Source organism: Arthrobacter sp. UYNi723 (assembly GCF_054057635.1).
This window is the reverse complement of the sequence record NZ_JBSRZM010000032.1, coordinates 17939-41574: the sequence shown is the minus strand read 5'-3', so window position 1 is coordinate 41574 and position 23636 is coordinate 17939. Positions and strand designations below refer to the sequence as shown.

Here is a 23636-nt window from a genome sequence, read left to right as displayed (position 1 = left end):
GAGGGTCCGATCATTTCCCAGCAGACGGTGGAAGTGGACCACACCTACGGCCCCGAGGACCTGGTGGCCGCCGGACGCGACACCGAATGCAAGGCACTCAGCAACGCCGTGCGCTGGCACTGCGAAGGCCGCGTGATCCTGCAGGGCAACAGGACGGTGGTGCTCGGCTGACGTTCCCCGCTCTCCCCCGTCTCCTGCCTCACCCCGACGCGGCGAGCCGGGTGGCCAGGTGCAGCGCAGCGAGCCTGCCCGTTCCGCGGGGGTCTCCGCCGCAGAGGGAGAAGATCCGCTGCAGTCGCTGATGCATCGACTGCCGCTCTAGGTGCAGCTCACGCGCAGCTTGCGCCGTGTTGCAGCCAGAATCCAGCCAGACCCGCAGCGTCTCGACCAGCGCGGAGTTTCGTTGGGAATCGTGGACGAGGATGGCACCGAGCTGCTGGCCGACAAATTCCGTGCGCTGGGTATCATCCAAGGAATGGAAAGCAAGCCGCTCCACCGCGAAGGTCTCGGCGTCGAGGACCACTCCGGACCGTCCCGACCCGGCCCTGAGCGGTCCCGCGCCCGCCCCGAGGTCAAGGGTCAGCCGGGCTTCCGTTAAGGACCATGGCGCGGCGGAAATTCCATGGGCCACCGGTCCGACGGCGCTGACAGTTCCCTCCGGCAATGCAAGCGACTGCAGTCCGGCCACAATTGCGTCCCGGTCTTCCTGCGTCCTGGCCGGGCGGAGGACGGCCAGCGCCAAGAGTTCTGCGTTGTCCGCGTAGCTTGCGCCGTAATGCACCACCCGCTCCAGCAGTTGCTCCACAGCCATCCTGGGCTGCCTTGAGCCAGGGGACCGAACCACCACGGCCACCAGTTGCGCGGACAACGGGATCCCGGCAGCCGGGGCGAGCTGCTGGAGCCGCCAGTTTTGCGTTCCTGAATCGACGGCGCGGATCAGCGCCGCACCCGCCATCTCCTTCAGGCCAGGGGGCATGCGCTGCAGCAGGGCCAACGCCAGAATGTCCACCGAGCGGTTCCCGGCGATCCTCGTCAGGTTCACATCCGCCCCGGCAAGGGCGTGAAGGGTGAGGCGGGCCGAAGGGATGCCACGCACGGACACGTCAACCTGGATGATTCGTGCCCGATCCGGCGCGGGCTCGATGGACGCTGTGGGTTCCGGCTCCTCCGCATGGCCTGCCGGCAGTGCACTGGCCAGCGGGGCGCCAGAGGTGGACGTCAAGACAACTTCCGCGCCGGTAGCGTCCGCCAGGACTGCCAGGATCCGGTCAAGACTGCCGCCATGGGCAAGCTCCACCGCCATGGCATGGCTGGCCCGGTCAGCCTGCTGCAGGTGGGCAGCTGACTCGCTCACAAGCAGCGAGTTGATGGCTTCCATGACGCCGACAAAGGGCACCACTTTTCGAAGCTCTATCAAGGGAAGACCGGCGGCTTCAGCTGCCGCCACCATCGAGGACGGAATCGACGGCAGCACAGTACCCGTCTCGATGGCCAGCGCAGCCACGCCACGTTCCGCCAGCTCCCAGATGTAGCCGACACGCCGTTCATCCGTTGCGGAGACGAGGGCCTGGCCGCCGGTGAGCAACAGTTCACCGCCGCCAAGCAGCGGCGCAATGTCCAAGACCTCACTGGAGTGAATCCAGCGCAGCTGCGTCTGGGCCGCGATGGCCGCCGCTGCCCGGATTACGGGATCCGCGGGGGTGAGGGTGGAGTGTTTCAAAACATCCTGCAGGCGTATAGACATGACACTCCGTCGCGTTTTCTGATGAACTTCACGACACATTGTATATGGATTATGTGGTCTGGCCCACATAACCTTGAGGAATTCCCATCCCCTCAACGGAGGCCCCAATGCAGCAGCCCACCTCAACCGCAGGAGCCGGACCGCAATCTGCTTCTGAAGATTGCGAAGCCTGGCTTCAGCCCATCCCCGAGTCCCAGCGCACGCACAAAGTCTCCGGTCAGTTCTGGATCTGGGCTGGCGCAAATCTTGCGCCGATCAACTGGGTGCTCGGTGCGCTCGGCATCCACCTCGGCCTCGGCTTTGCCGACACAGTCACCGTCCTGGTTTTGGGGAACCTGATCGGCATGCTCTTATTCGGCTGCTTCGTGCTGCTTGGCCAGAAGACCGGCGCCACCGGCATGGTCCTGGCCCGCGCCGCCTTCGGCCGCCGCGGCAACTACCTTCCTGCCTCCATCCAGGCGCTCCTGGTGATCGGCTGGTGCGCGGTCAACACGTGGATCATCCTGGACCTGGTCATGGCCCTCTTCGGCACGCTCGGCTGGGTTGATGCCACCGCCCACAACTACGCCTGGAAGATCGGCGTGGCCACCGGCATCATGGCCGCACAGGTAGCCATCGCCTGGTTCGGTTACAAAGCCATCGCGGCATTCGAAAAGTGGACGGTCCCGCCCACCATCATCATCCTGGCCGTGATGTCCGCGGTGGCCTGGTTCGGCATGAAAATCGACTGGGGCTACGCCGGCCCGGCCGGTCAGATTTTGGAAGGATCCGAGCGCATCGCCGCCATGAGCGCCGTGATGACAGCCATCGGCATCGGCTGGGGCATCACCTGGTTTACCTATGCCGCTGACTACTCCCGGTTTGTGAGCACCGAAGTCCCCAAGCGGAAGGTCTACCTGGCATCAGTCCTGGGCCAGTTCATCCCCGTCGTGTGGCTGGGAATCCTCGGCGCCAGCCTCGCCACCAACAGCGGTGAAATCGACCCCGGTAAGCTCATCGTCCAGAACTTCGGCGTCCTCGCACTGCCGGTGCTGCTGATGGTGCTGCACGGGCCCATCGCCACCAACATCCTGAACATCTACACCTTCTCGGTCGCAACCCAGTCGCTGGACATCACTATCAGCCGCCGCAAGCTCAACCTGTTCGTCGGTGTTTTCTCCCTCGCCGCGGTCGTATTCTTCATCTTCCAGGAAGACTTCGCCACCGTCCTGGATGCGTGGCTCATCGGGCTCGTCGCCTGGGTAGCTGCCTGGGGCGGAGTCATGCTGGTTCACTACTTCTGGCTTGAGAAGCGTTGGCCGGGCAACCCGGACAGGCTGTTCGACGCCGTCGGAACCAAGCGACTCCCAGGTGTCAACTGGGCAGGCGTCACCTCCCTTCTGGTCGGCATCTTCGCCACCTGGCTGTTCATGTACGGACTCGTACCGGCGATGCAGGGCCCCATTGCAGTGGCCATGGGCGGCTTGGACCTCTCCTGGCTCGCAGGCGGCCTGGCGAGCGCAGGCTGCTACGCAATCCTCGGCCCGAGGTACCACCGCAGGTACCTTGACTCCGCGCTGCCGGCTGACACTGTGCGGCAGGCGACTGCCGACCTGGGCTTCGCCACAGAGCCCAGCGCTCCCGCCGGACGCTGAAACACCGACACCCTGCCGGACCTGAAACTCTAGGAAACAAGACATGAGCTTTGAAGCATTCGCGGATTCCTCCCATCCCATCACCTGGCCTGAGGGTAAGCGGGCAGCAGCTTCGTTCACGTTCGACGTCGACGCCGAGTCCTGCACCATCGCCCACGATCCGAAGAGCACGCGCCGGATGTCCCTGATGACCCACCAGTCCTACGGGCCCAAAGTGGCGGTGCCGCGCCTGCTGCAAATTCTCCAGCGGCAGGACATCCGGGCCACCTTCTTCGTTCCCGGCTTCACGGCAGACTGTTACCCGGACACGGTCCGGCGCATCGTGGACGCCGGGCACGAGGTGGCCCACCACGGTTACCTGCACGAACCCATGCAGGGGATCGACGCCGGGACCGAGGCACGGTACATCGACCGCGGGCTGGAAGCTCTCGCCAAGGTCGGCGTGGAGCCGGTAGGTTACCGGGCGCCGTGGTGGGAACTGAATTGGCATTCCCCGGCGCTCCTGGCGGACCGCGGCTTCCTCTATGATTCGAGCCTGCTCGACGGCGACGCACCCTACCGCGTCAGCGTCGCCCCCGGCGACAACCGGGACATCGTGGAGATCCCGGTCGACTGGACCCTTGACGACTGGGAACAGTACGCGTTCTATCCTGGCGTCACCGGCAGCGGAGTCATCGAAAGCCCGGCCAAGGTCCTGGAAATGTGGACCCTGGAGGCGGAGGCACACCATGCCCAAGGCAGTTGCTTTGTCTTGACCAACCACCCGTTCATTTCGGGTCGGCCGTCCAAGGCAGTGGCCCTGGAACAGCTGATTGACCGCGTGAAATCAATGGACGGCATGTGGGTGACCACCATGGAGGAGATCGCCGAGCACACCCGCAGGACGGTCGAGGAGGTCCACAGCCACGCCCGGATCGAGGTCCAGTCCTTCCCGGACACCGGAGCCAGGTTCACCGCGGCCGCCGTTCACCTGTCGCCGTCGGCGTTTTCCGCGGTTCCTCGTTGACGTCAGTCGGTCACAGAGGGTGTCCATCCGAAGCGACCACGCGCGCCACGTCCGCCACCTCGGGATAGGCGGCCTGCGTTCCCTTGCGGGTGGTGGCCAGCGCGGCGGCAACCGAGGCGAAGGCGGCGGCGTCAGCCAGCGGCGCGCCGGCTGCCAGGCGGGCTGCCACGGCACCCGTGAAGGCGTCGCCCGCGCCGGTGGTATCCACGGCCTTGACCTTGATAGGCGCCACCCGGACCAGCTGTTGCCCGGAAGGCGCCAGCGAATCCAGCACCATTGAACCGTGGGCCCCCAGCGTGACCAGGACGCGCTGGAGTCCCCGCTCGGCGAAGCGCAGCCTGACCGTTTCCCAGTCGCTGGCATCCGCGTCACTGCCGGGAATCGCGGCGGAGCCAAGGAACAGCGACACCTCATGGGCGTTGACCAGCAGGACGTCGGTCAGGTCCGCCAGCTGCTGCGGGATCTCCGCGTAAGGCGAGAGGTTCAGCAGAACTGTGGCGCCGGCGTCGTGCCCTGCCCGGGCGGCGGCCTCCACCGTGTCAAAGCTGACCTCCAGGCAGAGACAGACCACCGCGGCGCCGTCGAAAAGTTCCGCCGCGGCGGCGACGTCCGCCGTCGAGAGGGTGCCGTTGGCGCCAGCCGAGATGATGATGTTGTTCTCGCCGTTGGCGTCCACGGCGATGACGGCGACGCCGGTGGCCTCAGTTGTTGAGGTCCGCACACCGGAGATGTCCACCCCGGCGCCGGCAGCAGAGGAGAGGAGCATGTCGCCATTGGCGTCCACACCGACGGCGCCCACAAGGCTGACGGCACCGCCCAGCAGGCTGGCTGCGACGGCCTGGTTGGCGCTCTTGCCACCCGGGTTCACGGCGAATCCGTTACCGTGCACCGTCTCACCGGGCAACGGCAGCCGCTCGCAATAAATGGTCAGGTCCGCGTTCAGGGAACCGACGACGACGATCCTGCCTTGGGAGCCGGCTGTTGCGGAGTTCATTCGGTCACCTCGGCCTCGACGGGCTTGGGGATGAGGAGCGACGCGGCGAACGCGGCCACCGTGATGACCAGGCCCGTCACAACCACGGAAAGGTAGGACGCCTGGGCGTCGCCGAGGGCCGAGGCGGCCACCAGCACGGCAGGCAGCACCAGGAAGCTCAGGCCGGCGCCCAGGTTGAAGGCGCCCGCGTTCATGCCGGGAAGGAACCCCGGGTTTCCGGCGGGTGAGAGGACAACTCCGAGTCCGTTCAGCATGATGTTGACCGTACCGGCGTACATGATGCCCAGCAAGACGGTTCCGGCGATCATCATGGGCAGGCTGCTGAGGCCGAAGAACGCGATGATGGCCAGGGCGGCGATGCTGCCCAGCATGCCGAGGCGCAGCACCTTGGTGTAGCCGAGAATGGGCGCGAGCCTGCCGCTGAGGGGACCCACCAGCCAGCCGAGCAGGGCGTACGTGGTGAGGATGATGAGCGACATTTCGGTCGGGCCGATGCCGAATCCCGGGTCCGCGGCCTGCACATACGCCGGCACGATCCCGTTGATGACGGCGAAGATGCCGGTCATGGTCAGCGTGGTGGTCAGCAGCGGTGCCCAGGTGGAGCGCTGCCGCAGGTGGACGGTTTCCACCATGGGCTGTTTGGCCCGCTTTTCCACGGTCCAGAAGCAGTAGAACGCGACGGCGGCAACCACCACCAGCCCGATGGCCAGCAGGAGGGTGCCGGAGGCGAAGGCGCCCACCAGCTTGGAGCCCTCGTTGAGGGCGGTGAGCAACGCACCCACGGCGACGACGATGAAGAACACGCCCAGCCAGTCCATGGAGGTGCCGGCGGCGGGCTTGCTTTCCCCGGCGAGGAAGGCGATCAGGGCGGTGGCGACGACGGCCAGGACCACCATGAGCCAGAAGATGCTGCGGAACCCGAAGTGCTCGGCGAAGTAGCCGCCCACAAACGAGTCCACGCCGGCCACGCCGCCGTTGACCGCGGTGATGAGGCCCATAAGCGTCCCGTATTTGCGCGGGTTGCTGACTGCGGAGCGCAGCATGATCAGGCACAACGGCACGGTGGGGCCACTGACGCCCTGGATGATGCGGCCCACAAAGAGCCAGGTGACGTCCGGGGCCATGGCCGCAATGACGGATCCGACGGCCATCAGGATCATCATGCCGATCAGGATCTTCTTGCGGCCGATGATGTCGCTCAGGCGGGGCAGGAAGAGGGAGAACAGGGCGGCTGCGGTGAAGAACCAGGTCTGGGAGAGGCCGATCACGGCCTGATCGGTGTTCAGTTCCTTGCCCATGGTGACCAGTGCAGGGCTGAGCATGGAGGCGTTGAGCTGGAAGGCGACGCACGCGGCCAGCAGGGCGACCATCAGGGCGGTGACGTTGCCCCGGCTGGTCTTTGCCTCGGTGAGGGTGGCACTCATCTACTTGCCTCCCGTGGCTGCTGCACGGCCGGCAGCTTCAAGAACGGCCGGTTCGCCGATGCGCACCAGGGCATCTGTGACGAGGTCCCAGAAACGGGCGTGGTCCAGGTCAACGGCCACAGACGTGGTGCAGTCGTCCGGCGCGGGGGCCCGGAAGTCGGCCACGGTCATGCCAAGGGTCAGCGTGCCCTGGAGCTCGATGTCCACCGGAACCTTGCGGGTGGTGACGATGCTGGGATCGATCACGTAGGCCACGGCGCACGGATCGTGGACGGGCGGGAAGTCAAAGCCCTGGGCGTCCTTATAGGTCTGGGTGAAGAACTCCATCAGTTCCATCACGAACTTGGCGGGTCCGGTGCCCACGGCGGCGATCTTCTCGACGACGTCCGGGGTGGCCAGGGCCTGGTGAGTGAGGTCCAGGCCCACCATCACCACCGGCCACTTCTCGTTGAACACGATGTGGGCGGCCTCGGGGTCGATGATGATGTTGAATTCGGCCACGGCGCTCCAGTTGCCCACGTGGTAGCCGCCGCCCATCAGGACGACTTCCTTGACGCGTTCCACAATGCGCGGTTCCTTGCGGGCTGCCAGCGCGATGTTGGTGAGGCCGCCGGTGGGAACAAGCGTGACCGTGCCGGCTTCGTGGGCCATCACGGTCTCAATGATGAGGTCGACTGCGTGGCGCGGGTCCAGTTCGATGGTGGACTCGGGCTGCGCGGGGCCGTCCATGCCCGTCTCGCCGTGGATGGACGGCGCGGTTTCGATGGTGCGGACCAGGGGCCGGCCGCAACCGGCGGCAAAAGGCACCCCGGTGATACCGGCGATGGTCCCGACTGCGAGCGCGTTCCGGGTGACCTTTTCGAGCGTCTGGTTGCCCACGACGGTGGTGACTGCCAGAAGCTCAATGTCAGGGTTGCCGTGCGCAAGCAGGATAGCCACGGCGTCGTCATGCCCAGGGTCACAGTCAAGAATGATCTTCTTGCGGGCGGGTTTTATCGGTTTGGATTCCACGTTAAATCTCCACGTCATTGGGGCCTGCCGAGGCAGTGGCCGAAAGTATTCAGTGTGATCATGGCACCCGTCCGGGCCGCGCGTCAAGCGCTTAACGTTGGCGCACGTCAAGCGCTTGACGACGTGGTGTGCGGTTTTGCGTCCCCCGCCTACTACGATCGGAGGTATGGAATCCGTCGAGCAGGTGCAGCACCCTGGACGCACGGCGCGCATCACGGCGGCCATGGTGGCGGCCCGCGCCGGCGTCTCGACGGCGACGGTTTCGTTGGTGGCCAACGGCAAGACTGCTGGCCGCGTTTCTGAGGACAATATCGCCAGGGTGCGGGACGCCATTTCCGAGCTCGGGTACGTGGTGGACGGCATCGGCAGCTCGCTGGCCAAAGGTGTCAGCTCCATCGTCATCCTCGTGTCTCCGGACATTTCCAACCCGTTTTTCGCCAAGGTGATCGCAGGGGTCCGGGAGTCACTCGGGGCCGATTACCAGCTGCTGCTGTCCGTCACCGACGCGGGTAAATTTCCGCAGGCCGGCGATGTCCGGAAGCTGATGGCGCTCCGGCCAGCCGGGCTGCTGGTGGGTGCCCCCAACGCCGAATTCCTGGAAGAACTTTCCGCCGCCGGGCCCGTGGTCCTGCTCGATGCTCCGGGGCTGGAGGCCTACGCCCCGTCCGTTAATCTGGACGTTGCGCACGGCGCGCGCCAGCTGGCCGCGCACCTGGCCGGGTCTGGCCACCGCAGGGTGGCCTACGTGGACAGCGTCACCGGCACGGCAACGTTCGCCATCCGCCGCGAAGCCTTCCTGGACGAGGCAGCGGCCCACGGAATTACGGTGGGGCCCGACCACATCATCCGGACCACCATCGACGTCGGGGCGTCCGCCGCGGCGTTCGCCGCCGCCTGGCCGGCGTGGCAGCAGTCCGGGGTGACCGCCGTCGTCTGCTGCACGGACACCCACGCCTACGGCGTGCTGCAGGAAGCCCGGGTGGCAGGCCTGCAAATCCCGGGCCAGCTGGCCATCGCCGGCTTCGATGATCTGCCGTACTCCGCGACCAGCAATCCCAGCCTGACCAGCGTCCACCTGCCGGCATCCTCCCTGGGACTGAAGGCAGGCGGGCAGCTGCGCCGGCTTATGGAGGGCCGCCGGCTGGAGCAGCCGCAGCTGACGCTGGAGAGCTCCCTGGTGGTTCGGAACTCCACATCGGCATGACACCGAGCCGGGCATGACAGCCCGCTGTCACACCCCCGCCGTAAGCTGGGAGCATGCCGAGTAACTGGGACAGCCTGGACATCAGCCTGCGTGAATCCGTGCAGGAAAACGTGGAGATCTACGAGCGCGTCCGCCCTGCCCTGAAGCTGGTCACCAAGGACGTCCTCCACATCCTGCGCGACATGCTGAAGGACACCGAGGTCACGCCGCTGTTTGTCACCGGGCGCACCAAGTCGGTGGAATCGTTCCGGGAGAAGATTTCCCGGATTGAGGAACCGCTGGAACCCGGCGGCCCCCCGGTGCTGAAGTTCCCGGACCCGTTCCGCACCCTCAATGACATGGTGGGCGTGCGCGTTATCACCAAGCTGCCCGCGGAGAATGCCTTGGTGGCCAACATCATCAAGCGCCAGCGCCAGGTGTTCGACTGCCGCGGCGACCGCGAGAAGGACATCGGCTCCATCGAGTCCGGCACGTACGGCTACTCCAGCCGCCACCTCATCCTGCGCACTATCCAGAACGAGGCCGTCAAGGATTACCAGCAGGCCTTCAACCCGGACATTCCGGCCAACGGCAGCTATTTTTTTGAATGCCAGATCCGCACCGTCTTCGCCCACGCGTGGAGCGAGATCGAGCACGACATCCGTTTCAAGGCAGAGGACCCCCGCGCCTGGACGCCGCATTTCGACCGCCAGTTCACCGCCACCGCCGCCATGCTGGAAACCGTAGAGAGTGCCTTCGCGGACCTGCACGAACGCTATGAGGAAGTCCGCAGCTACTGGGACCTCGACGGCGAGGGCGCCGCGCAGCTCACGCCCAACCGGATCCGGGACGTCTGGCGCACGCTGCTGCCGCACGTGGACCGCAAAGTGGATGACGATTGGGGCTGGGCCGCCGAGCTCATGGCCGCCCACGGCCTCAACCAGACCGTCCAGCTGGCCGGCCTGCTCAGCGCCCAGCGGATCACGGAGGTCCGCAAGGCGCTGGACCACCGCTACTCCCCCGGCCCCGACCGCCTGCTGGATGACCTCCTGCTCTGGCAGTACGGCACCAAGCACATCGACCTCACCGCAGAAGCGCCCGACGCCGTCCCGCACCCACGGCGCGACAGCCTCCTGCGGCGGCTCAAGCAGATCGAGCGCTACCGCCAGACCAAGTCCGAGTAGGTCAATCGCGGAGCCGCAGGATTATTGGGCACCCGTGACATTCAACTACCCTTGACTCAAGGTGGAGGCTGTTGTAAGCGGACCTCCGATGCTCCCGGTTCCAGCCCAGCGGCAAGATCCGGCACCTGTTTTTGCCCCTCTCTGACAAGGATTCCGCCATTTCCACGGACGCATTCTTCGCCACGCTCACACGGATCCGCAATGTCGTCCTGCCTGCGGCCGCACGGTCCTGGCTGAACATGCCGCGGGGGCTCCTCGCCGGCTTCATCCTGGTGCACCTGGGCTTCCTGATCTTCGCTGCGCTGCTGTCCCTGCGCGGCGAAGCCTTCAGTGACACCTTCATTTACCGCGACTGGGCCCGGGCGGGTTTCGACGAAGCGAACCTCAGCGGCGGCCCCAGCCCGTGGGTGTACCCCATCCTCGCGCTGATCCCCATGGCGCTGGCAGGCCTTGCCGGTCCCGGACCGTTCTTCTTCCTCTGGGTGCTGATGACCACCATCCTCAACGGCTGGGGCCTGGCCAAGCTCACTGACCGCGGCCGCAACCAGAACGCCATCCCCGCGGGCTGGTGGTGGCTGATCTTCACGCTGCTGATGGGCTGGCTCGGCTTCGCACGCGTGGACGGCCTCACAGCACCGATCGTCCTGGTGGCCCTGGCCTACGGCGCGGGCCAGCCGTTCATCGCCTCGATACTGCTCGCCACGGCCACCTGGGTGAAGGTCTGGCCGGCAGCAGTGATGCTGGCCCTCTTCGCCGTCGTCAAGAACCGCCTGCTGGTGGTACTTGCCGGCGTGGCCACGTCAGCGGTGGTGGTGGCACTCGCCGCCGCGATTGGCAGCGGGCCCAAGCTACTGAACTTCCTCACCCAGCAGGGTGACAGGGGCATGCAGCTTGAGGCGACGTTCACCACCCCGTGGCTGTGGCTGTCCGTGTTGAACATCGGCGATTCCCGGATGTACATGAACACCGATATCAACTCCATGCAGGTGGACGGCCCCGGCACCGCGGTGATGTCAGTACTGATGCAGCCGCTCCTCATCCTTGCCGCGCTGCTCGTGGCCGGCCTGACCTTCTGGGCGCTGCACAACGGCAAGCTCAACGGCACCGGCAAGGCCGACGGCGGCGTGGACCGCACCGAGCTGCTGCTGGCCGGAGCACTCACCCTGGCCACCGCCTTTGTGGTGTTCAACAAGGTGGGCTCGCCCCAGTTCATGGTGTGGCTGGCCCCGGCCGTGGCGGTGGGCCTGGCGCACAGCTGGCGTGAGTGGCGGGTCCCTGCGGCCATGCTCATCGCCATCGCGGTGGCAACGTTCTTCATCTACCCGCTCTTCTACGATGCCCTCAGCCACAACAACCCAGTCATGGCCGGCGTGCTGACCATCCGCAACGTCCTCCTGGTTGTCCTGTTCCTGTGGTCGGTCCGGCGCCTGTACTCGTTGGGTAAGAAGACGTCCGCGTCCGTCCCCGCGCTCAAGGAGTCCTGAGATTTCCACGAAGTTCTTCGACCGGCTGGTCAGCGTCCGCAGCACCGTCCTGCCCGCGCGAGTGGTGGACTGGTTTGCCCGTCCTTCCAGCGTCTGGTGGGGCTTTGCAGTCATCCACCTGTATTTCCTGGGCTGGATGGCGTCGTTCTTCCTCAACGGCGATACGTTCAGCGACACCGAGCAGTACCGTCAGTGGGCCACGGACGGCTACAACCCGGACAGTCTTGACGGCAAGATCAGCCCCTGGGTGTACCCGGTGCTGGCGCAGATCCCGATCTTCCTCGCGAATATTGCCGGACCCAGCCTGTACCTCCTGTGCTGGTTTCTGATCATCACAGCCCTCAACGCCGTCGGGCTTGCTTTCCTGACCCGCGGACCGCGGAAGGTGAAGGGCATCGCCCCGGCCTGGTGGTGGCTGTTTTTCACCGTCTTTATGGGTTACCTCAGCTTCGCCCGGGTGGAGGGCATCACGGCCCCCATCGTGCTGATTGCCCTGCTGTACGCGGCCGAACGCCCCGTGGTGGCGGGGATCCTGCTGAGCATCGCCACCTGGCTCAAGGTGTGGCCGGCAGCGGTACTGGTGCCGATCGTTATTGCCAGCCGTAAGCGGATCCAGGTGCTGGCCTCCGGGGTGGCGGTCACCGCCGTCGTGGGCCTGGGCACGTTCCTGTCCGGCGGCCTGACGCACATCATGGACTTCCTGACCAACCAGGGCGAGCGTGGCATGCAGCTTGAGGCCACGTTTTCCACGCCGTGGGTGTGGCTCAGTGTCTTCAACATTGCCGGGTCCAAGATGGCGGACAACACGGCCATCAACTCCACCGAGGTCTACGGCCCCGGCGCCGACGTGGCCGCGTTCCTGATGCAGCCGCTGCTGATCCTCGCCGCCATGGTGGCGGCCGTCCTGCTGGTCCGGGCACTGAACCGCGGCGCCGAGCGGGAGGAGCTCTTCCTCGAGGGCGCGTTGATGATGACCACCGCGTTCATCGTGTTCAACAAGGTGGGTTCGCCACAGTTCATCATCTGGCTGGCGCCGGTGATCATCGCGGGCCTCACGCACGACTGGGAGCGGTGGAAGGTACCTGCTGCGCTGATGATGGGAATCGCGATGACCACGTTTGTGATCTACCCGCTGTTCTACACACCGCTCATCCACGCCCACCCGGTCATGGCTGCCATCCTGACAACACGCAATGTTCTCCTGGTGGTGCTGCTGTGGTGGTCGGTGAAGAGGACCGCGGAGCTTGGCCGCAAATCTCAGGCGGCCCCGCAGGCGCGGGCCGCCTGAGGTGACACTCCCCGTCGAGTTTCGGGGCAACACCGCCGTTTCCCGTGCCACAAAACAGAACCATACCTTCCCCCGGGGGGCCGGAGGAGCCTACCCAAAAAGGTAGTTTGAACCATCCCGAATTGGCGTTTCGCCTGCCTGCAAAAGACTGGACGATGGATGTCAGGACTAGCTGTCCACACCCACCTGTAGTTCACGGCAGAAAGAAACAACACCATGAAGCTCCAAGTTGCTATCGACCTCCTGACCACCGAAGCCGCCCTCGAACTTGCCGGCCAGGTCGCCGAATTCGTTGACATCATCGAGCTCGGTACGCCGCTGATCAAGGCCGAAGGCCTCTCCGTCGTCACCGCGATCAAGAACGCCCACCCGGACAAGGTCGTCTTCGCTGACCTGAAGACCATGGACGCCGGCGAACTCGAAGCCGACATCGCCTTCAAGGCCGGCGCTGACCTGGTCACCGTGCTTGGTGCCGCCGACGACTCCACCATCGCCGGCGCCGTCAAGGCTGCCAAGGCCCACAACAAGGGCGTTGTCGTTGACCTCATCGGCATCGCAGACAAGGTCACCCGTGCCAAGGAAGTCCGCGCCCTGGGTGCGAAGTTCGTTGAGATGCACGCCGGTCTGGACGAGCAGGCAAAGCCCGGCTTCGACCTGAACGGCCTGCTCCGCGCCGGCGCAGAAGCCCGCGTTCCGTTCTCCGTCGCAGGCGGCGTGAAGCTGGCCACCATCGCAGACGTCCAGAAGGCCGGCGCCGATGTCGCCGTCGCCGGCGGCGCCATCTACGGCGCAGCCGACCCCGCACTGGCAGCCAAGCAACTCCGCGCCGCCATCAACTAACCACCACCCCTCGGAAAGACCGGCGGGTCTCCTGGACCATCTCAGGAGCTGAAGCTCATCCAGACCCGACCCCCATTGGAAAGGCAGCCCGATGCTACAAACTAAAGATTCTTGCCTTGATACGTGGATGGGCCAGGAGGCACTCGCCGAGGCCATGATTCCGGTGATTGGCCGGCTGTACCGCGAAAACAACGTGGTCACCAGCATTCATGGCCGGACCCTGGTCAACAAGTCCACCATGGACATCCTCAAGGCGCACCGGTTCGCGCGCCGGATCAGTAAGGACGAATTGCGTCCGGAAGAGACCGCCCCGCTGCTGGAGACCTTGCTGCGGCTGGAGCCCGGCTCGGCCGCGATCGATATCGCCCTCCTGAGCCAAAAGTTCAAGGCAGAAGGCGACGGCGCCACCCTTGAAGAGTACCTCCGTGCCGAGCTTGCCGATGTAGTGGGCAAGCGCGGTGGCGATGACCGGACCAGCACCGACGTCGTGCTGTACGGTTTTGGCCGGATCGGCCGCCTGCTGGCGCGCCTGCTCATCGAAAAGGCCGGTGGCGGCCAAGGCCTGCGCCTGCGCGCCGTCGTGGTTCGCCGCGGCTCCGATAACGACCTCACCAAGCGCGCCAGCCTCCTGCGCCGCGACTCGGTCCACGGCCCCTTCCGAGGCACCATCCGCGTGGACGAGGACGCCAACACCATCACCGCGAACGGTGTCCAGATCCAGGTCATCTACTCGGATAATCCTGCCACGATCGACTACACCGCCTACGGCATCCACAACGCCCTGGTGGTGGACAACACCGGCCGCTGGCGTGATGCCGAAGGCCTGTCCCAGCACCTGCAGAGCAAGGGCGTTGCCCGGGTACTCCTGACTGCTCCGGGCAAGGGCCCGGTCAAGAACATCGTGCACGGGATCAACCACGGCAGCATCGAGGATTCTGACCGGATCGTCTCGGCAGCGTCCTGCACCACCAACGCCATCGCCCCGGTCCTGAAGGCCATCAACGACAAGTTCGGCGTGATCCACGGCCACGTGGAAACCGTCCACTCCTTCACCAACGACCAGAACCTGATCGACAACTTCCACAACGGCGACCGCCGCGGCCGCTCCGCCGCGCTGAACATGGTCATCACCGAAACCGGTGCCGCCACCGCAGTAGCGAAGGCCCTCCCCGAACTCCAGGGCAAGCTCACCGGCAGCTCCATCAGGGTCCCCACCCCCGACGTTTCGCTGGCCATCCTGAACCTGAGCCTGGAAAACGGCACCACCAAGGACGCGGTCAACAACTTCCTGCGGGAAATGTCACTGCGCTCGGACCTGCGCAGGCAGATCGATTACGTCGATTCTCCTGAGGTCGTTTCCACGGACTTCGTCGGCTCTCGCCGCACCGGCGTCGTGGACGGCCTGGCCACCATCGCCAACGGCAAGAACCTCGTCCTCTATGTCTGGTACGACAACGAGTTCGGTTACAGCTGCCAGGTCGTCCGCGTCATGGAAGAGATGGCGGGCATGAAGCGCCCCTCCTTCCCCGCTACGGATGTCGTTGAGGAAGCCATGTCGGTGCTTGCCGCACTGGCCTAAATTCAACCGCCGCTTATCTCGAGCCGCGGCCACCACCAGCCGGCCGGAGACGCTACCGGCGGGCAGCAACAGAAAGGTACATCAACATGAGCATCACCTTCCAGCCCAGCGAGCTCTTCGCAGGGGAACTCGACGAATCCCTGCTCGGCGCGCCGTTGGCCGAGGTACTCGGCGACGAGATACCAACGCGAATTGCCATTCCCTTTACCAGCGACGACTCCCGCATCCTCTCCGGAGTCTGGGAAGCCGAGCCAGGCCTCTCCCGGTGGGAGTTCCTTGAGCGCGGTGAGGCGATTCATGTCCTTGAAGGCCGCATGGTGGTCACCGAGGACGGCGCTGAACCGATCACCCTGGAGGCCGGAACAGCCGCCATCTTCCCGATCGGTTGGCAGGGGACGTGGGAGATCCAGGAACGGATCAGGAAGTTCTTTGTGATCTTCACGTCCTAACCGCATTAGCTGTGCCGCGTCAGGCCCGGGGGTACCCCCGGGCCTGACAGATTTTGGCACGTGCCGCACCATCAAAAGGCATTCAGGTGCCCTGCTGTAAACCTTCTCCTATGATTTGAGCCGAAACATGAAAATTGGAATCCTCACCAGCGGTGGCGACTGCCCCGGCTTAAACGCCGTTATCCGCGGCGCCGTCTTGAAGGGCATTACCATCCACGGTCACGAATTCGTGGGTTTCCTGGACGGCTGGCGCGGTGTGGTTGAGGGCGACATCATCGATATTCCCCGCACTTTGGTCCGGGGCATCGCGAAGCAGGGCGGAACCATCCTTGGCACCTCCCGCACCAACCCGTTTGAGAACGGCGGCGGGCCCGAGGTCATCAAGGCGCACATGAAGCGATTGGGCATCGACGCCATCATCGCCATCGGCGGTGAGGGAACCCTGGCTGCGGCGAAGCGCCTTACCGACGCCGGGTTGAAGATTGTGGGCGTCCCGAAGACCGTGGACAACGACCTTGACGCCACGGACTACACCTTCGGTTTCGACACCGCAGTGCAGATCGCCACCGAGGCCCTCGACCGGCTGCGCACTACCGGCGAATCGCACCACCGGTGCATGATCGTGGAGGTGATGGGCCGTCACGTGGGCTGGATCGCCCTGCACGCCGGCATGGCGGCAGGCGCCCATGCCATTCTCATTCCGGAGCAGAAGGTCAGCGTCGAGCAGATTGCCCAGTGGGTGAAGGAAGCCCACGCTCGGGGCCGCGCACCACTGGTGGTGGTTGCCGAAGGGTTTGTCCCGGACCATATGGAATCCCCGCACTCCGAGCGTGGCCTGGACAACTTTGGGCGGCCCCGGCTCGGTGGGATCGCGGACCAGCTGGCCCCGGAACTGGAAGCCCGGACCGGCATCGAAACGCGTGCCACCATTCTGGGCCATATCCAGCGCGGCGGCGTGCCGTCAGCCTTCGATCGAGTCCTGGCCACGCGACTGGGCATGGCAGCCGTCGACTCTGTGGTGGAAGGCTTCTGGGGCACCATGGTTGCCCTGAAGGGCACGGACATCGAGCAGGTGAGCTTCAAGGAAGCCCTGGGCCAGCTAAAGACTGTGCCGCAGAACCGCTACGACGAAGCCGCAGTCCTGTTCGGCTGAGCTGCCCAGGCTGGTCGCACGGCGGCCAGCGGGCCGAGGAAATCGGTTCGCTGACCGCGGAGATCCTGCCGGCGTCTGAACGGGGCCCCGCTCAGACGCTACCTTCTTGCTTCCTCGCTGCCTGGTCGAGAGCTTCCAACACCCGGGCGTTGTTTGCCGCGTCCGTGAGGTCGTAGCGGAGCGGGGTTCCGTTGAGGACGCTGTCGGCGAAGTGTTCGCCCATCCGGACGAAGTGGTTTTCGCCCTTGGTCTTGTGATAAATCGTGTCCTGCCCGAAGTGATGCTCCTCCAGGACCGAATCCTCCTCCAGGAGCCCGAAAGGATTGTCGAGGTAGAGCCGGCCCCCGGTGCCCGTGATTTCCAAGAAGTTGCGGCGCTCGAGGTTCACTCCCGTATCAAAAAGCGCTGTTTGGCCGCCGGCAAAGCGGAGCATACCCGCAACGCTGGTGTCGATTCGACCGTCGTCGTTGGCGTCGCGATAGTTGCCAAAGGCGGCGACATGAGCCGGCTCCTGCCCCGTGACCATCCGGCTCATGTTGACGCAGTAGCACCCAGCATCGAAAAGTGCGCCGCCGCCGAGCCCCGCATACCAGCGGATGTTGTCGTCCCCGCCCGCATCGAAGGAGTGTGCAACGTGGGCAAAGGTCAATGTGCCCACCGCACTGGCTGCAAGCAACTCCTGCAGCTTTTCGAAACGCGGGTGGAAACGGTACATAAAGCCTTCTAAGACTTTGAGCCCGGTCTCGTCGGCCTTGCGCGCAATCTCCCCGCACTCGGCGGCGCTCATCGCCAAAGGCTTCTCACAGAGGACGTGCTTGCCCGCGTCCAAGGCTTTAAGAATCCACTCGAGGTGCAGCGCGTTCGGCAGGGCAATATAGACAGCGTCAATGTCCGGGGAACCGAGCAGCGCCTCATACGAACCAAACGCCTGGGGCACGCCGTGCTTATCGGCGTACTCCCTTGAATCGTCCCGGGTTTGATGCCGCTATCTTCTGTGAGAAAGATAGTGACTATGCCCAAGCAGTTCCCGCCCGAAATCCGTGACCGTGCAGTGCGCATGACCATGGATCGATTGTCCGAATATCCGTCTGTTTATGCTGCGTGCAAGGCACTGGCGCCGAAGCTCGGGGTCGGCCCTGAATCGCTGCGCCGCTGGGTTGTCCAGGCCCAGGTCGACGCCGGTGAGAAGACCGGACCGAGCAGTGACGAGCTGGAGGAAATCAAGCGGCTCCGCGCTGAGGTGAGGGACTTGAAAGAGTCCAACGAGATCCTCAAACAGGCCTCGATTTTCTTCGCGAGGGAGCTCGACCCTCGCCGCCGCTGATCTGCCGATTCATCGACGAAATGCGCGCTGAAGGTTATGCGGTCGAGTCGATCTGTGCCGTCCTGCGGGAGCAGGGCGTGCAGGTCGCCGCACGAACCTACCGGGCGTGGAAGAAACGCCTGCCAGCCCTGCGCACCATCGAAGACGCACGCATCACCGACGCGCTCCGTAGCCTGAAAGTCCCCGATGCGAAGGGCCGCCCCCGGCCAGAGATCATCTACGGGCGGCGGAAAATGACGCAGTGGCTGCGGCGTAACGGCTTCCCCGAAGCCTCCAAACACACCGTGGACCGGCTCATGCGCGAAGAGGGCATGAACGGCCTCATCAGAGGCCGTAAGACCCGCACCACCATCCCCGGCAAGGACGGCCGCCGCGCAAGGGACTTGCTGAACAGGGACTTCACCGCCCCGGCCCCGAACGGATCTGGGTCACTGATTTCACGTACGTCCCTGTGTACTCCGGATTCGTCTACGTCGCCCTGGTCATCGACCTGTACTCCCGGGCGATCGTCGGGTGGGAAACCTCAACCGTCAAGGACACCGCGTTCGTCGAACACTGCCTGCGGATGGCCCTGTGGCGGCGCGAACACACCGGCCGACCGGCACCGGCGGGACTGATTCACCACTCAGATTATGCCGAGGAATCGGTTAAGCCGAGGTTGGCGTGTTTGGCCTTTTGATTCGGGGATCTCGGGCCTGTTCCTCGGCTTAATATTCGTGTTTAGCCTGTCTTGTTTCCATGCTCCTAAATGGAAGGACAAGGCAGTGGATACGACAGTTACGGCTATCGGAGATGCCGTTGTGGCAGCGTTGGAAGACGCTGGCTACATGCACTCCACGATTGGCCAGATTCGCAAGTCCATCAAGTGGCTGGGTGTTCTGGCCGAGAAACAGGATGGCATCTAAACAAGCGGGTTGGGTGCGGAATTCGCCTCCATGACGACCAGCCCGCGCACCGGGCGCTACAGCGCCCAGCGCCATATTGATTACAGCCGGCTGGTGTGGTTGTTCGACTCGTTCGTGCTCACCGGCACGGTGGACCTCTCCACACGACCCCGCGGTCAGCACAGGGCAGCACCCAACAATCCTGAATTCTCCGGGCTGCTGGCTTCCTGGTCCCAGGACATGGCGCAGCGTGGCCTCGCGCGTTCAACACAAAACTGTTTCGGTGGACTGGCCTGCGAGTATCTGAATTTCCTGGAGGCGGGCGGGATTTCCTCGTGGAATGCTGCTACAGGGTCCAGTGTCCTGGGATTTGTTCAGTCCCTTCGTGACCGGTGGGCTGACTCGAGCATGTGGTCGGCCGTGGCCAGTTTCCGCCCGTTCCTGAAATACACCTCCCGAACGGACCTGCTCGATGCGCTGGCGCTGACCCGGACCAGGCGGCTCCACGAGATTGTTCCCCTGCTTGATTCCGAGGTTGAACGGAGCGTTGTTGACGCCTGCCAGCAGGGAATGGTGTCAGCACGGGACGCGGCGATTGTCCTGCTGTCGCTGATCACAGGCCTTCGTGCGTGCGATATCCGCAGCCTGCGGCTGGCGGACATCGACTGGCGCGGCGGCACGATCGGGCTCGTGCAGCAAAAGACCGGCAACCCGCTGACCCTACCGCTACCTTCACTCGTTCTCGCGAAACTTGCCCGCTACGTGCTTGACGAGCGGCCGGTATCCGTAGAGCCGGAAGTCTTTTTGCGGCTGAAGGCCCCGCATGTTGCATTGGCTGACCACGCGACGATTTACGTGATCATCAACAAGGTCTTTCGTGCCTCCGGAGTGGAGGATGTGAAGGTTGGATCACGTGCCCTTCGCTACAACGCGGCGTCCAAGTTGCTGCAGGCGGGCACCGCGTTGCCGACGATCTCGGCGATCCTGGGCCATGTCCATAGCGACTCGACCAACGTGTACCTGAACGCTGACACGGAACGACTGCGTGGATGCGTCCTGCCCCTGTCGGGGTCAAGTCCCGTGGAGGGGTCAGGACGATGAGCACGTATGAGTTCACCAGCGTGTTCGCACGGGAACTGACACGGTATCTCGCCTTCAAGCAGAGCATGGGCTGCTACGGAACCTCACGCATCTGGTACCTGCGCAGCTTCGATGCGTACTGCACGGAACACGGGGTGACCTCTTTTGACCAGCAAGCCGTCGAAGGCTGGGTCACCTTCAAGAAGTCCTCCCAGCCGGGCTCTCCACCGTCTTGGATGTCATACATCAGGGATTTTGGCCGCTGGATGCGCACCCACGACAACCCGGAAGCGTATGTGCTCACCGGGTCCTGGAAGAGCGGATTCCGCCGCTCCCAGCCCTACTTGTTGAGCCGCGAAGAAATCTCTCGGTTCTTCCAATCTGCTGCCGAGTTGGAGACCACCTCGCCATGGAAATGGCAGTCCGTCGCCTTTTTTGCGCTGATGCACTCGTGCGGGCTTCGGACCTGCGAAACCCGCAGGCTGCAACCCCGGGATGTTGACCTCGACAAAGGGGAAATCGATGTGCTGTGGTCCAAGGGCAACAGAAGCCGACGCCTGCCAATCACCAGCCAGATCGTCGATATCCTCGCAGACTGCGACCAGATATCCCGCAAGAGATTCGGGCAACAGCGTCCGGGGTTCTTCGTCTCCTCGACCGCAGCCCCGGTCCCACCGGTCTCGATCGGGGTCATGTTCAACCGAATCTGGGACCAAGCCAGGCTGCCGCGAGCCGTTGGTGGCAGCCAGCCCCGCCCCTACTCCTTCCGGCATCATTTTGCTTACGCCAACATCGAACGATGGATGGCCGAAGGCACCGACGTCAACGCGATGCTGCCCTACCTCGCCCGATACATGGGGCACGCATCGCTGGACAGCACGTACTACTACATCCACACATCACCGGACTTCATGGACGGCTACGCAGCCCTCACCCACGACAGTCAAGGCGTATTTCCCGAGGTGGGATTCGAATGAAACGCACAAAGCACGAACCGACCCCAGATTTCTGGAGTTACGCCCGGAACTACCTGCACGACTTCCTGCCCAAGGTCAGGGCCCTGGCGCCCTGCAGCATTGAGGCATACCGGATCAGCCTGGAGAGCTACGTCCAGTACCTGGTCACTCAGAAGCAGGTCCGCCGGCAAGACATCGGTTTTGATCACTTCGACCGGCAAGCCCTCAAGGACTGGCTGGTATGGATGCGGCAAACCAAGAAATACGAGCCGGCAACCATCGGCCTACGCCTGAGCGCCGTCAGGGCCTTCCTGAGTTTCGCCTCCGCGGAAGAGATCACTCTGGTTGCGGTCTACCAAGCGGCCAAGAACATCAAGGCACCGGCAACACCGCGCAAACGCATCGAGTACCTTGAAGAAAACGAGACGACAGCGATACTCGCCGCCCACGACGGCAAGGACCTGAAATCACGCCGGAACCGCATGTTGCTTATCCTGCTCTACGACAGTGGCGCGCGCGTTGGCGAAATCACCGCGCTAACCATTGATGACCTGGCACTGGCAAAACCGGCCCACCTGACCCTCACGGGGAAACGGGACAAGAGCCGCGTCGTGCCCCTGGGAGAGAAAACCGTCGAACACCTGAAGGTCTATCTCGAGGAGTTCCACCCGCAACGGGCAACCCGGTCGGCGACACGTCCCCTCTTCTACAGCTACCACCGCGGCCAAGCAACCGCCCTTTCCAGCGACACCGTCGCCGCGGTACTCACCAAAGCCGGGAACCTCCACCGCGAACAGTGCCCTTCGATCCCGGAGAACCTCCACTGCCATATGCTGCGAAAGACCAAAGCCATGGACCTCTACAAGCAAGGCATACCGTTACCGATCATCATGCAACTGCTCGGCCACGAAAACATGAGCACCACCTCGGCGTTCTACGCCTTCGCCACCCTCGACATGATGCGCGAAGCAATGAATGCCGCCACCCCGGCAATCAGCGACATGAGCACCGAGGCGCTCAGTGAAGATGAACTTCAACTCCTCTACACCCTGAAATAGCACATAACGTTAAGCCGAGTAACAGGCCCGAGATCCCCGAATCAAAAGGCCAAACACGCCAACCTCGGCTTAACCGATTCCTCGGCATAATCGACGTTAAGCCGAATTCGGCTTAACTCCGATGCGGGAAGCCAGTACACCTCCATCCGTTACACCGACACACTGGCCTTGGAGGGCCTGCAGCCGTCCATTGGCAGCGTCGGTGACGCCTATGACAACGCCGCCGCCGAGACCGTGATGGGGCTGTTCAAGAACGAGGCCGTCGCAAAGGAATCACCGTTCCGCAGCGGGGCGTTGAAGACCGAAACCGACGTGATGGAGATCGTCTTCGAGTGGGTCCACTGGTACAACAACGAACGCCTGCATTCCGCCCTGGATCACCAGACACCAGAGGAATATGAGCAAACATATTATGATCTACAAACCGGCCCGTTACCCGACGACGCCGCCAACAAACAGGCGGCATGATTCCCGGGACGGTTCACCTGGCCTTTTCCTCGGTACGGGGGGACGCGATACCTACGACCTCACTACTCTGACTGAGAACAGTACTGTTGGAACGAGCTTCCGCAGACAGGGCCATCCGGTTTCAGTAGATGCGATTTTTACCAGCATCCGAATCGCCATGATTGGGATTAGCGACTGGCTGCCCAAACCCTTCATACCGTATGTGACACCACACGCTTGCAAGGCAACGACCTATCGCCTGAATGTGCTGAGCTCAGAGAGCATGATTTGCCATGGCGGTATAAGTTCCTGCACAACAGACGCGAATTTCAGCGTCAAATCATCCCGTAAAACCCAAACTGAGAGGCACGGACGCTGCCTGAGCTTAGGCGATACGCCATAATTCATTCTGTTCCGGAAAGAGGCATTCCGTTTCTGGCCTGGCAGCTGGTCGACTTCCGGTCCTGAGCGGTAGTGACAGTCATCAGAACACGGCTTCGATCATGATGCGGCCAGCTGGAGTTCGTAGCCATCCTGAATGTGGAACAGGCGGCGGCCATCAACAGGGTCGTGGACCCAAATGATGTCACCGTCCGCTGTCCGGGCGTCTACTAGTCCGACATACTCTGGGCGCCCGCTACCGACCAGCTGCACCTTGTCTCCAACTTGGACATCAACCCAGCCGGACCCTCCCACTCGATTCATCCCTGAAGTCACAGTATTTTCCTTCTTGTTTGTTTAGCCGCATCATCAAATGGACTGACTCAAGCGGACGGCGGGAACCTCTCAATGCAACAGTTGCCGGTGAAATGGGTCGTGGCTGTGCCTCCGTCAATCCCCGTGAGAGGGAAAGTTAAGTCAGCCAGCGTACTCAGGCTGAAACTTGCCTGTTTTGAGTTCGATGACGATGGCTC

General features: G+C 63.8%; 22 protein-coding genes and 3 pseudogenes. 19 read left to right on the top strand and 6 right to left on the bottom strand.

The features are described from left to right. Window positions 1-171: pseudogene (locus ACVWY0_RS19420) on the top strand (formyltetrahydrofolate deformylase); the annotation flags it as partial. 28 nt (window positions 172-199) lie between these two features. Here the strand turns inward: ACVWY0_RS19420 and ACVWY0_RS19415 are convergent. Then, complete coding sequence (locus tag ACVWY0_RS19415) at window positions 200-1744, bottom strand: helix-turn-helix domain-containing protein (protein WP_485838127.1); 1545 nt, start codon at window positions 1742-1744, stop codon at window positions 200-202. 107 nt (window positions 1745-1851) lie between these two features. On the opposite strand from ACVWY0_RS19415, the gene ACVWY0_RS19410 reads away from it, so the two are divergent. Both ACVWY0_RS19410 and ACVWY0_RS19405 read left to right on the top strand, forming a co-directional pair. Beyond that, window positions 1852-3378, top strand: a complete 1527-nt coding sequence (locus tag ACVWY0_RS19410; protein WP_485838126.1) for a purine-cytosine permease family protein — start codon at window positions 1852-1854, stop codon at window positions 3376-3378. A gap of 43 nt (window positions 3379-3421) precedes the next feature. Next, window positions 3422-4384, top strand: coding sequence for a polysaccharide deacetylase family protein (locus tag ACVWY0_RS19405; protein ID WP_485838125.1), 963 nt, complete (start codon window positions 3422-3424; stop codon window positions 4382-4384). Between the two features lie 10 nt (window positions 4385-4394). On the opposite strand, the gene ACVWY0_RS19400 is transcribed toward ACVWY0_RS19405, so the two are convergent. Genes ACVWY0_RS19400 through uriH form a run of 3 tightly spaced genes read right to left on the bottom strand, consistent with a single transcriptional unit; the run spans window position 4395 to window position 7831 of the window. Then, window positions 4395-5378: a ribokinase gene (locus ACVWY0_RS19400; protein ID WP_485838124.1), complete on the bottom strand. Its 984-nt coding sequence runs from the start codon at window positions 5376-5378 to the stop codon at window positions 4395-4397. Next, complete coding sequence (uriT, locus tag ACVWY0_RS19395; RefSeq protein WP_485838123.1) at window positions 5375-6802, bottom strand: uridine transporter UriT; 1428 nt, start codon at window positions 6800-6802, stop codon at window positions 5375-5377. The genes ACVWY0_RS19400 and uriT overlap by 4 nt, the downstream gene beginning before the upstream one ends. Beyond that, window positions 6803-7831 carry a uridine-preferring nucleoside hydrolase UriH gene (gene uriH, locus ACVWY0_RS19390; protein WP_485838122.1) on the bottom strand — a complete coding sequence of 343 codons (1029 nt, stop codon included), beginning with the start codon at window positions 7829-7831 and terminating at the stop codon, window positions 6803-6805. Window positions 7832-8036: 205 nt separating this feature from the next. Here uriH and ACVWY0_RS19385 point away from each other — a divergent pair, with 205 nt between their 5' ends. The 8 genes from ACVWY0_RS19385 (at window position 8037) to ACVWY0_RS19350 (ending at window position 16973) form a co-directional block, all read left to right on the top strand. Continuing rightward, window positions 8037-9017 (top strand): LacI family DNA-binding transcriptional regulator, encoded by a 981-nt coding sequence (locus ACVWY0_RS19385; RefSeq protein WP_485838132.1) that lies wholly within the window; start codon window positions 8037-8039, stop codon window positions 9015-9017. A gap of 53 nt (window positions 9018-9070) precedes the next feature. Continuing rightward, entirely contained in the window at window positions 9071-10180 is a 1110-nt protein-coding gene (locus ACVWY0_RS19380) for a GTP pyrophosphokinase (RefSeq protein WP_485838121.1), read from the top strand. 158 nt (window positions 10181-10338) lie between these two features. Further along, entirely contained in the window at window positions 10339-11664 is a 1326-nt protein-coding gene (locus ACVWY0_RS19375) for a glycosyltransferase 87 family protein (RefSeq protein WP_485838131.1), read from the top strand. Between the two features lie 61 nt (window positions 11665-11725). Then, window positions 11726-12952 carry a glycosyltransferase 87 family protein gene (locus ACVWY0_RS19370; RefSeq protein ID WP_485838120.1) on the top strand — a complete coding sequence of 409 codons (1227 nt, stop codon included), beginning with the start codon at window positions 11726-11728 and terminating at the stop codon, window positions 12950-12952. 216 nt (window positions 12953-13168) lie between these two features. Next, window positions 13169-13792, top strand: coding sequence for a 3-hexulose-6-phosphate synthase (gene hxlA / locus ACVWY0_RS19365; protein ID WP_485838119.1), 624 nt, complete (start codon window positions 13169-13171; stop codon window positions 13790-13792). Window positions 13793-13883: 91 nt separating this feature from the next. Then, the gene (locus ACVWY0_RS19360) at window positions 13884-15371 is read left to right on the top strand and encodes a glyceraldehyde-3-phosphate dehydrogenase (RefSeq protein ID WP_485838118.1); all 1488 of its coding nucleotides are present in this window, start codon (window positions 13884-13886) and stop codon (window positions 15369-15371) included. Window positions 15372-15457: 86 nt separating this feature from the next. Then, window positions 15458-15820, top strand: coding sequence for a cupin domain-containing protein (locus tag ACVWY0_RS19355; protein WP_354156427.1), 363 nt, complete (start codon window positions 15458-15460; stop codon window positions 15818-15820). 127 nt (window positions 15821-15947) lie between these two features. Further along, window positions 15948-16973: an ATP-dependent 6-phosphofructokinase gene (locus ACVWY0_RS19350; protein ID WP_485838117.1), complete on the top strand. Its 1026-nt coding sequence runs from the start codon at window positions 15948-15950 to the stop codon at window positions 16971-16973. Between the two features lie 91 nt (window positions 16974-17064). Here the strand turns inward: ACVWY0_RS19350 and ACVWY0_RS19345 are convergent, their stop codons facing one another. Together ACVWY0_RS19345 and ACVWY0_RS19340 are read right to left on the bottom strand one after the other, a co-directional pair. Continuing rightward, complete coding sequence (locus ACVWY0_RS19345; RefSeq protein ID WP_485838130.1) at window positions 17065-17688, bottom strand: Gfo/Idh/MocA family protein; 624 nt, start codon at window positions 17686-17688, stop codon at window positions 17065-17067. A gap of 15 nt (window positions 17689-17703) precedes the next feature. Next, window positions 17704-17928 (bottom strand): annotated as a pseudogene (locus tag ACVWY0_RS19340) (Gfo/Idh/MocA family protein); the annotation flags it as partial. Window positions 17929-17985: 57 nt separating this feature from the next. Between ACVWY0_RS19340 and ACVWY0_RS19335 the strand changes: the two are divergent. The 8 genes and pseudogenes from ACVWY0_RS19335 (at window position 17986) to ACVWY0_RS19300 (ending at window position 22743) form a co-directional block, all read left to right on the top strand. Beyond that, entirely contained in the window at window positions 17986-18297 is a 312-nt protein-coding gene (locus ACVWY0_RS19335; RefSeq protein WP_485838116.1) for a transposase, read from the top strand. Between the two features lie 20 nt (window positions 18298-18317). Beyond that, window positions 18318-18623, top strand: a pseudogene (locus ACVWY0_RS19330) (IS3 family transposase); the annotation flags it as partial. A gap of 125 nt (window positions 18624-18748) precedes the next feature. After that, window positions 18749-18976: a DDE-type integrase/transposase/recombinase gene (locus tag ACVWY0_RS19325; protein WP_485838115.1), complete on the top strand. Its 228-nt coding sequence runs from the start codon at window positions 18749-18751 to the stop codon at window positions 18974-18976. An 85-nt stretch (window positions 18977-19061) separates the two neighbouring features. Further along, window positions 19062-19202, top strand: a complete 141-nt coding sequence (locus ACVWY0_RS19320) for a hypothetical protein (protein WP_485838114.1) — start codon at window positions 19062-19064, stop codon at window positions 19200-19202. 30 nt (window positions 19203-19232) lie between these two features. Continuing rightward, the gene (locus tag ACVWY0_RS19315) at window positions 19233-20282 is read left to right on the top strand and encodes a tyrosine-type recombinase/integrase (RefSeq protein WP_485838113.1); all 1050 of its coding nucleotides are present in this window, start codon (window positions 19233-19235) and stop codon (window positions 20280-20282) included. Continuing rightward, on the top strand, window positions 20279-21238 hold the full coding sequence (locus tag ACVWY0_RS19310) for a tyrosine-type recombinase/integrase (protein ID WP_485838112.1): 960 nt from the start codon (window positions 20279-20281) through the stop codon (window positions 21236-21238). Before ACVWY0_RS19315 ends, ACVWY0_RS19310 begins: the two co-directional genes overlap by 4 nt. Further along, window positions 21235-22275, top strand: a complete 1041-nt coding sequence (locus ACVWY0_RS19305) for a tyrosine-type recombinase/integrase (RefSeq protein ID WP_485838111.1) — start codon at window positions 21235-21237, stop codon at window positions 22273-22275. Before ACVWY0_RS19310 ends, ACVWY0_RS19305 begins: the two co-directional genes overlap by 4 nt. 168 nt (window positions 22276-22443) lie before the next feature. Further along, window positions 22444-22743: an integrase core domain-containing protein gene (locus ACVWY0_RS19300; protein WP_485838110.1), complete on the top strand. Its 300-nt coding sequence runs from the start codon at window positions 22444-22446 to the stop codon at window positions 22741-22743. Window positions 22744-23636 lie beyond the last annotated feature (893 nt).

Excerpts from the sequence above, each read along its gene's own strand:
- ACVWY0_RS19410 (WP_485838126.1), top strand. The coding sequence starts at position 1,852 with ATGCAGCAGCCCACCTCAACCGCAGGAGCCGGACCGCAATCTGCTTCT.
- hxlA (WP_485838119.1), top strand. The coding sequence starts at position 13,169 with ATGAAGCTCCAAGTTGCTATCGACCTCCTGACCACCGAAGCCGCCCTC.
- uriT (WP_485838123.1), bottom strand. The coding sequence starts at position 6,802 with ATGAGTGCCACCCTCACCGAGGCAAAGACCAGCCGGGGCAACGTCACC.
- ACVWY0_RS19385 (WP_485838132.1), top strand. The coding sequence starts at position 8,037 with ATGGTGGCGGCCCGCGCCGGCGTCTCGACGGCGACGGTTTCGTTGGTG.
- ACVWY0_RS19380 (WP_485838121.1), top strand. The coding sequence starts at position 9,071 with ATGCCGAGTAACTGGGACAGCCTGGACATCAGCCTGCGTGAATCCGTG.
- ACVWY0_RS19345 (WP_485838130.1), bottom strand. The coding sequence starts at position 17,688 with ATGTACCGTTTCCACCCGCGTTTCGAAAAGCTGCAGGAGTTGCTTGCA.
- ACVWY0_RS19415 (WP_485838127.1), bottom strand. The coding sequence starts at position 1,744 with ATGTCTATACGCCTGCAGGATGTTTTGAAACACTCCACCCTCACCCCC.
- ACVWY0_RS19405 (WP_485838125.1), top strand. The coding sequence starts at position 3,422 with ATGAGCTTTGAAGCATTCGCGGATTCCTCCCATCCCATCACCTGGCCT.
- ACVWY0_RS19335 (WP_485838116.1), top strand. The coding sequence starts at position 17,986 with ATGCCCAAGCAGTTCCCGCCCGAAATCCGTGACCGTGCAGTGCGCATG.
- ACVWY0_RS19360 (WP_485838118.1), top strand. The coding sequence starts at position 13,884 with ATGCTACAAACTAAAGATTCTTGCCTTGATACGTGGATGGGCCAGGAG.
- ACVWY0_RS19350 (WP_485838117.1), top strand. The coding sequence starts at position 15,948 with ATGAAAATTGGAATCCTCACCAGCGGTGGCGACTGCCCCGGCTTAAAC.
- ACVWY0_RS19400 (WP_485838124.1), bottom strand. The coding sequence starts at position 5,378 with ATGAACTCCGCAACAGCCGGCTCCCAAGGCAGGATCGTCGTCGTCGGT.
- ACVWY0_RS19305 (WP_485838111.1), top strand. The coding sequence starts at position 21,235 with ATGAAACGCACAAAGCACGAACCGACCCCAGATTTCTGGAGTTACGCC.
- ACVWY0_RS19310 (WP_485838112.1), top strand. The coding sequence starts at position 20,279 with ATGAGCACGTATGAGTTCACCAGCGTGTTCGCACGGGAACTGACACGG.
- ACVWY0_RS19355 (WP_354156427.1), top strand. The coding sequence starts at position 15,458 with ATGAGCATCACCTTCCAGCCCAGCGAGCTCTTCGCAGGGGAACTCGAC.
- uriH (WP_485838122.1), bottom strand. The coding sequence starts at position 7,831 with ATGACGTGGAGATTTAACGTGGAATCCAAACCGATAAAACCCGCCCGC.
- ACVWY0_RS19315 (WP_485838113.1), top strand. The coding sequence starts at position 19,233 with ATGACGACCAGCCCGCGCACCGGGCGCTACAGCGCCCAGCGCCATATT.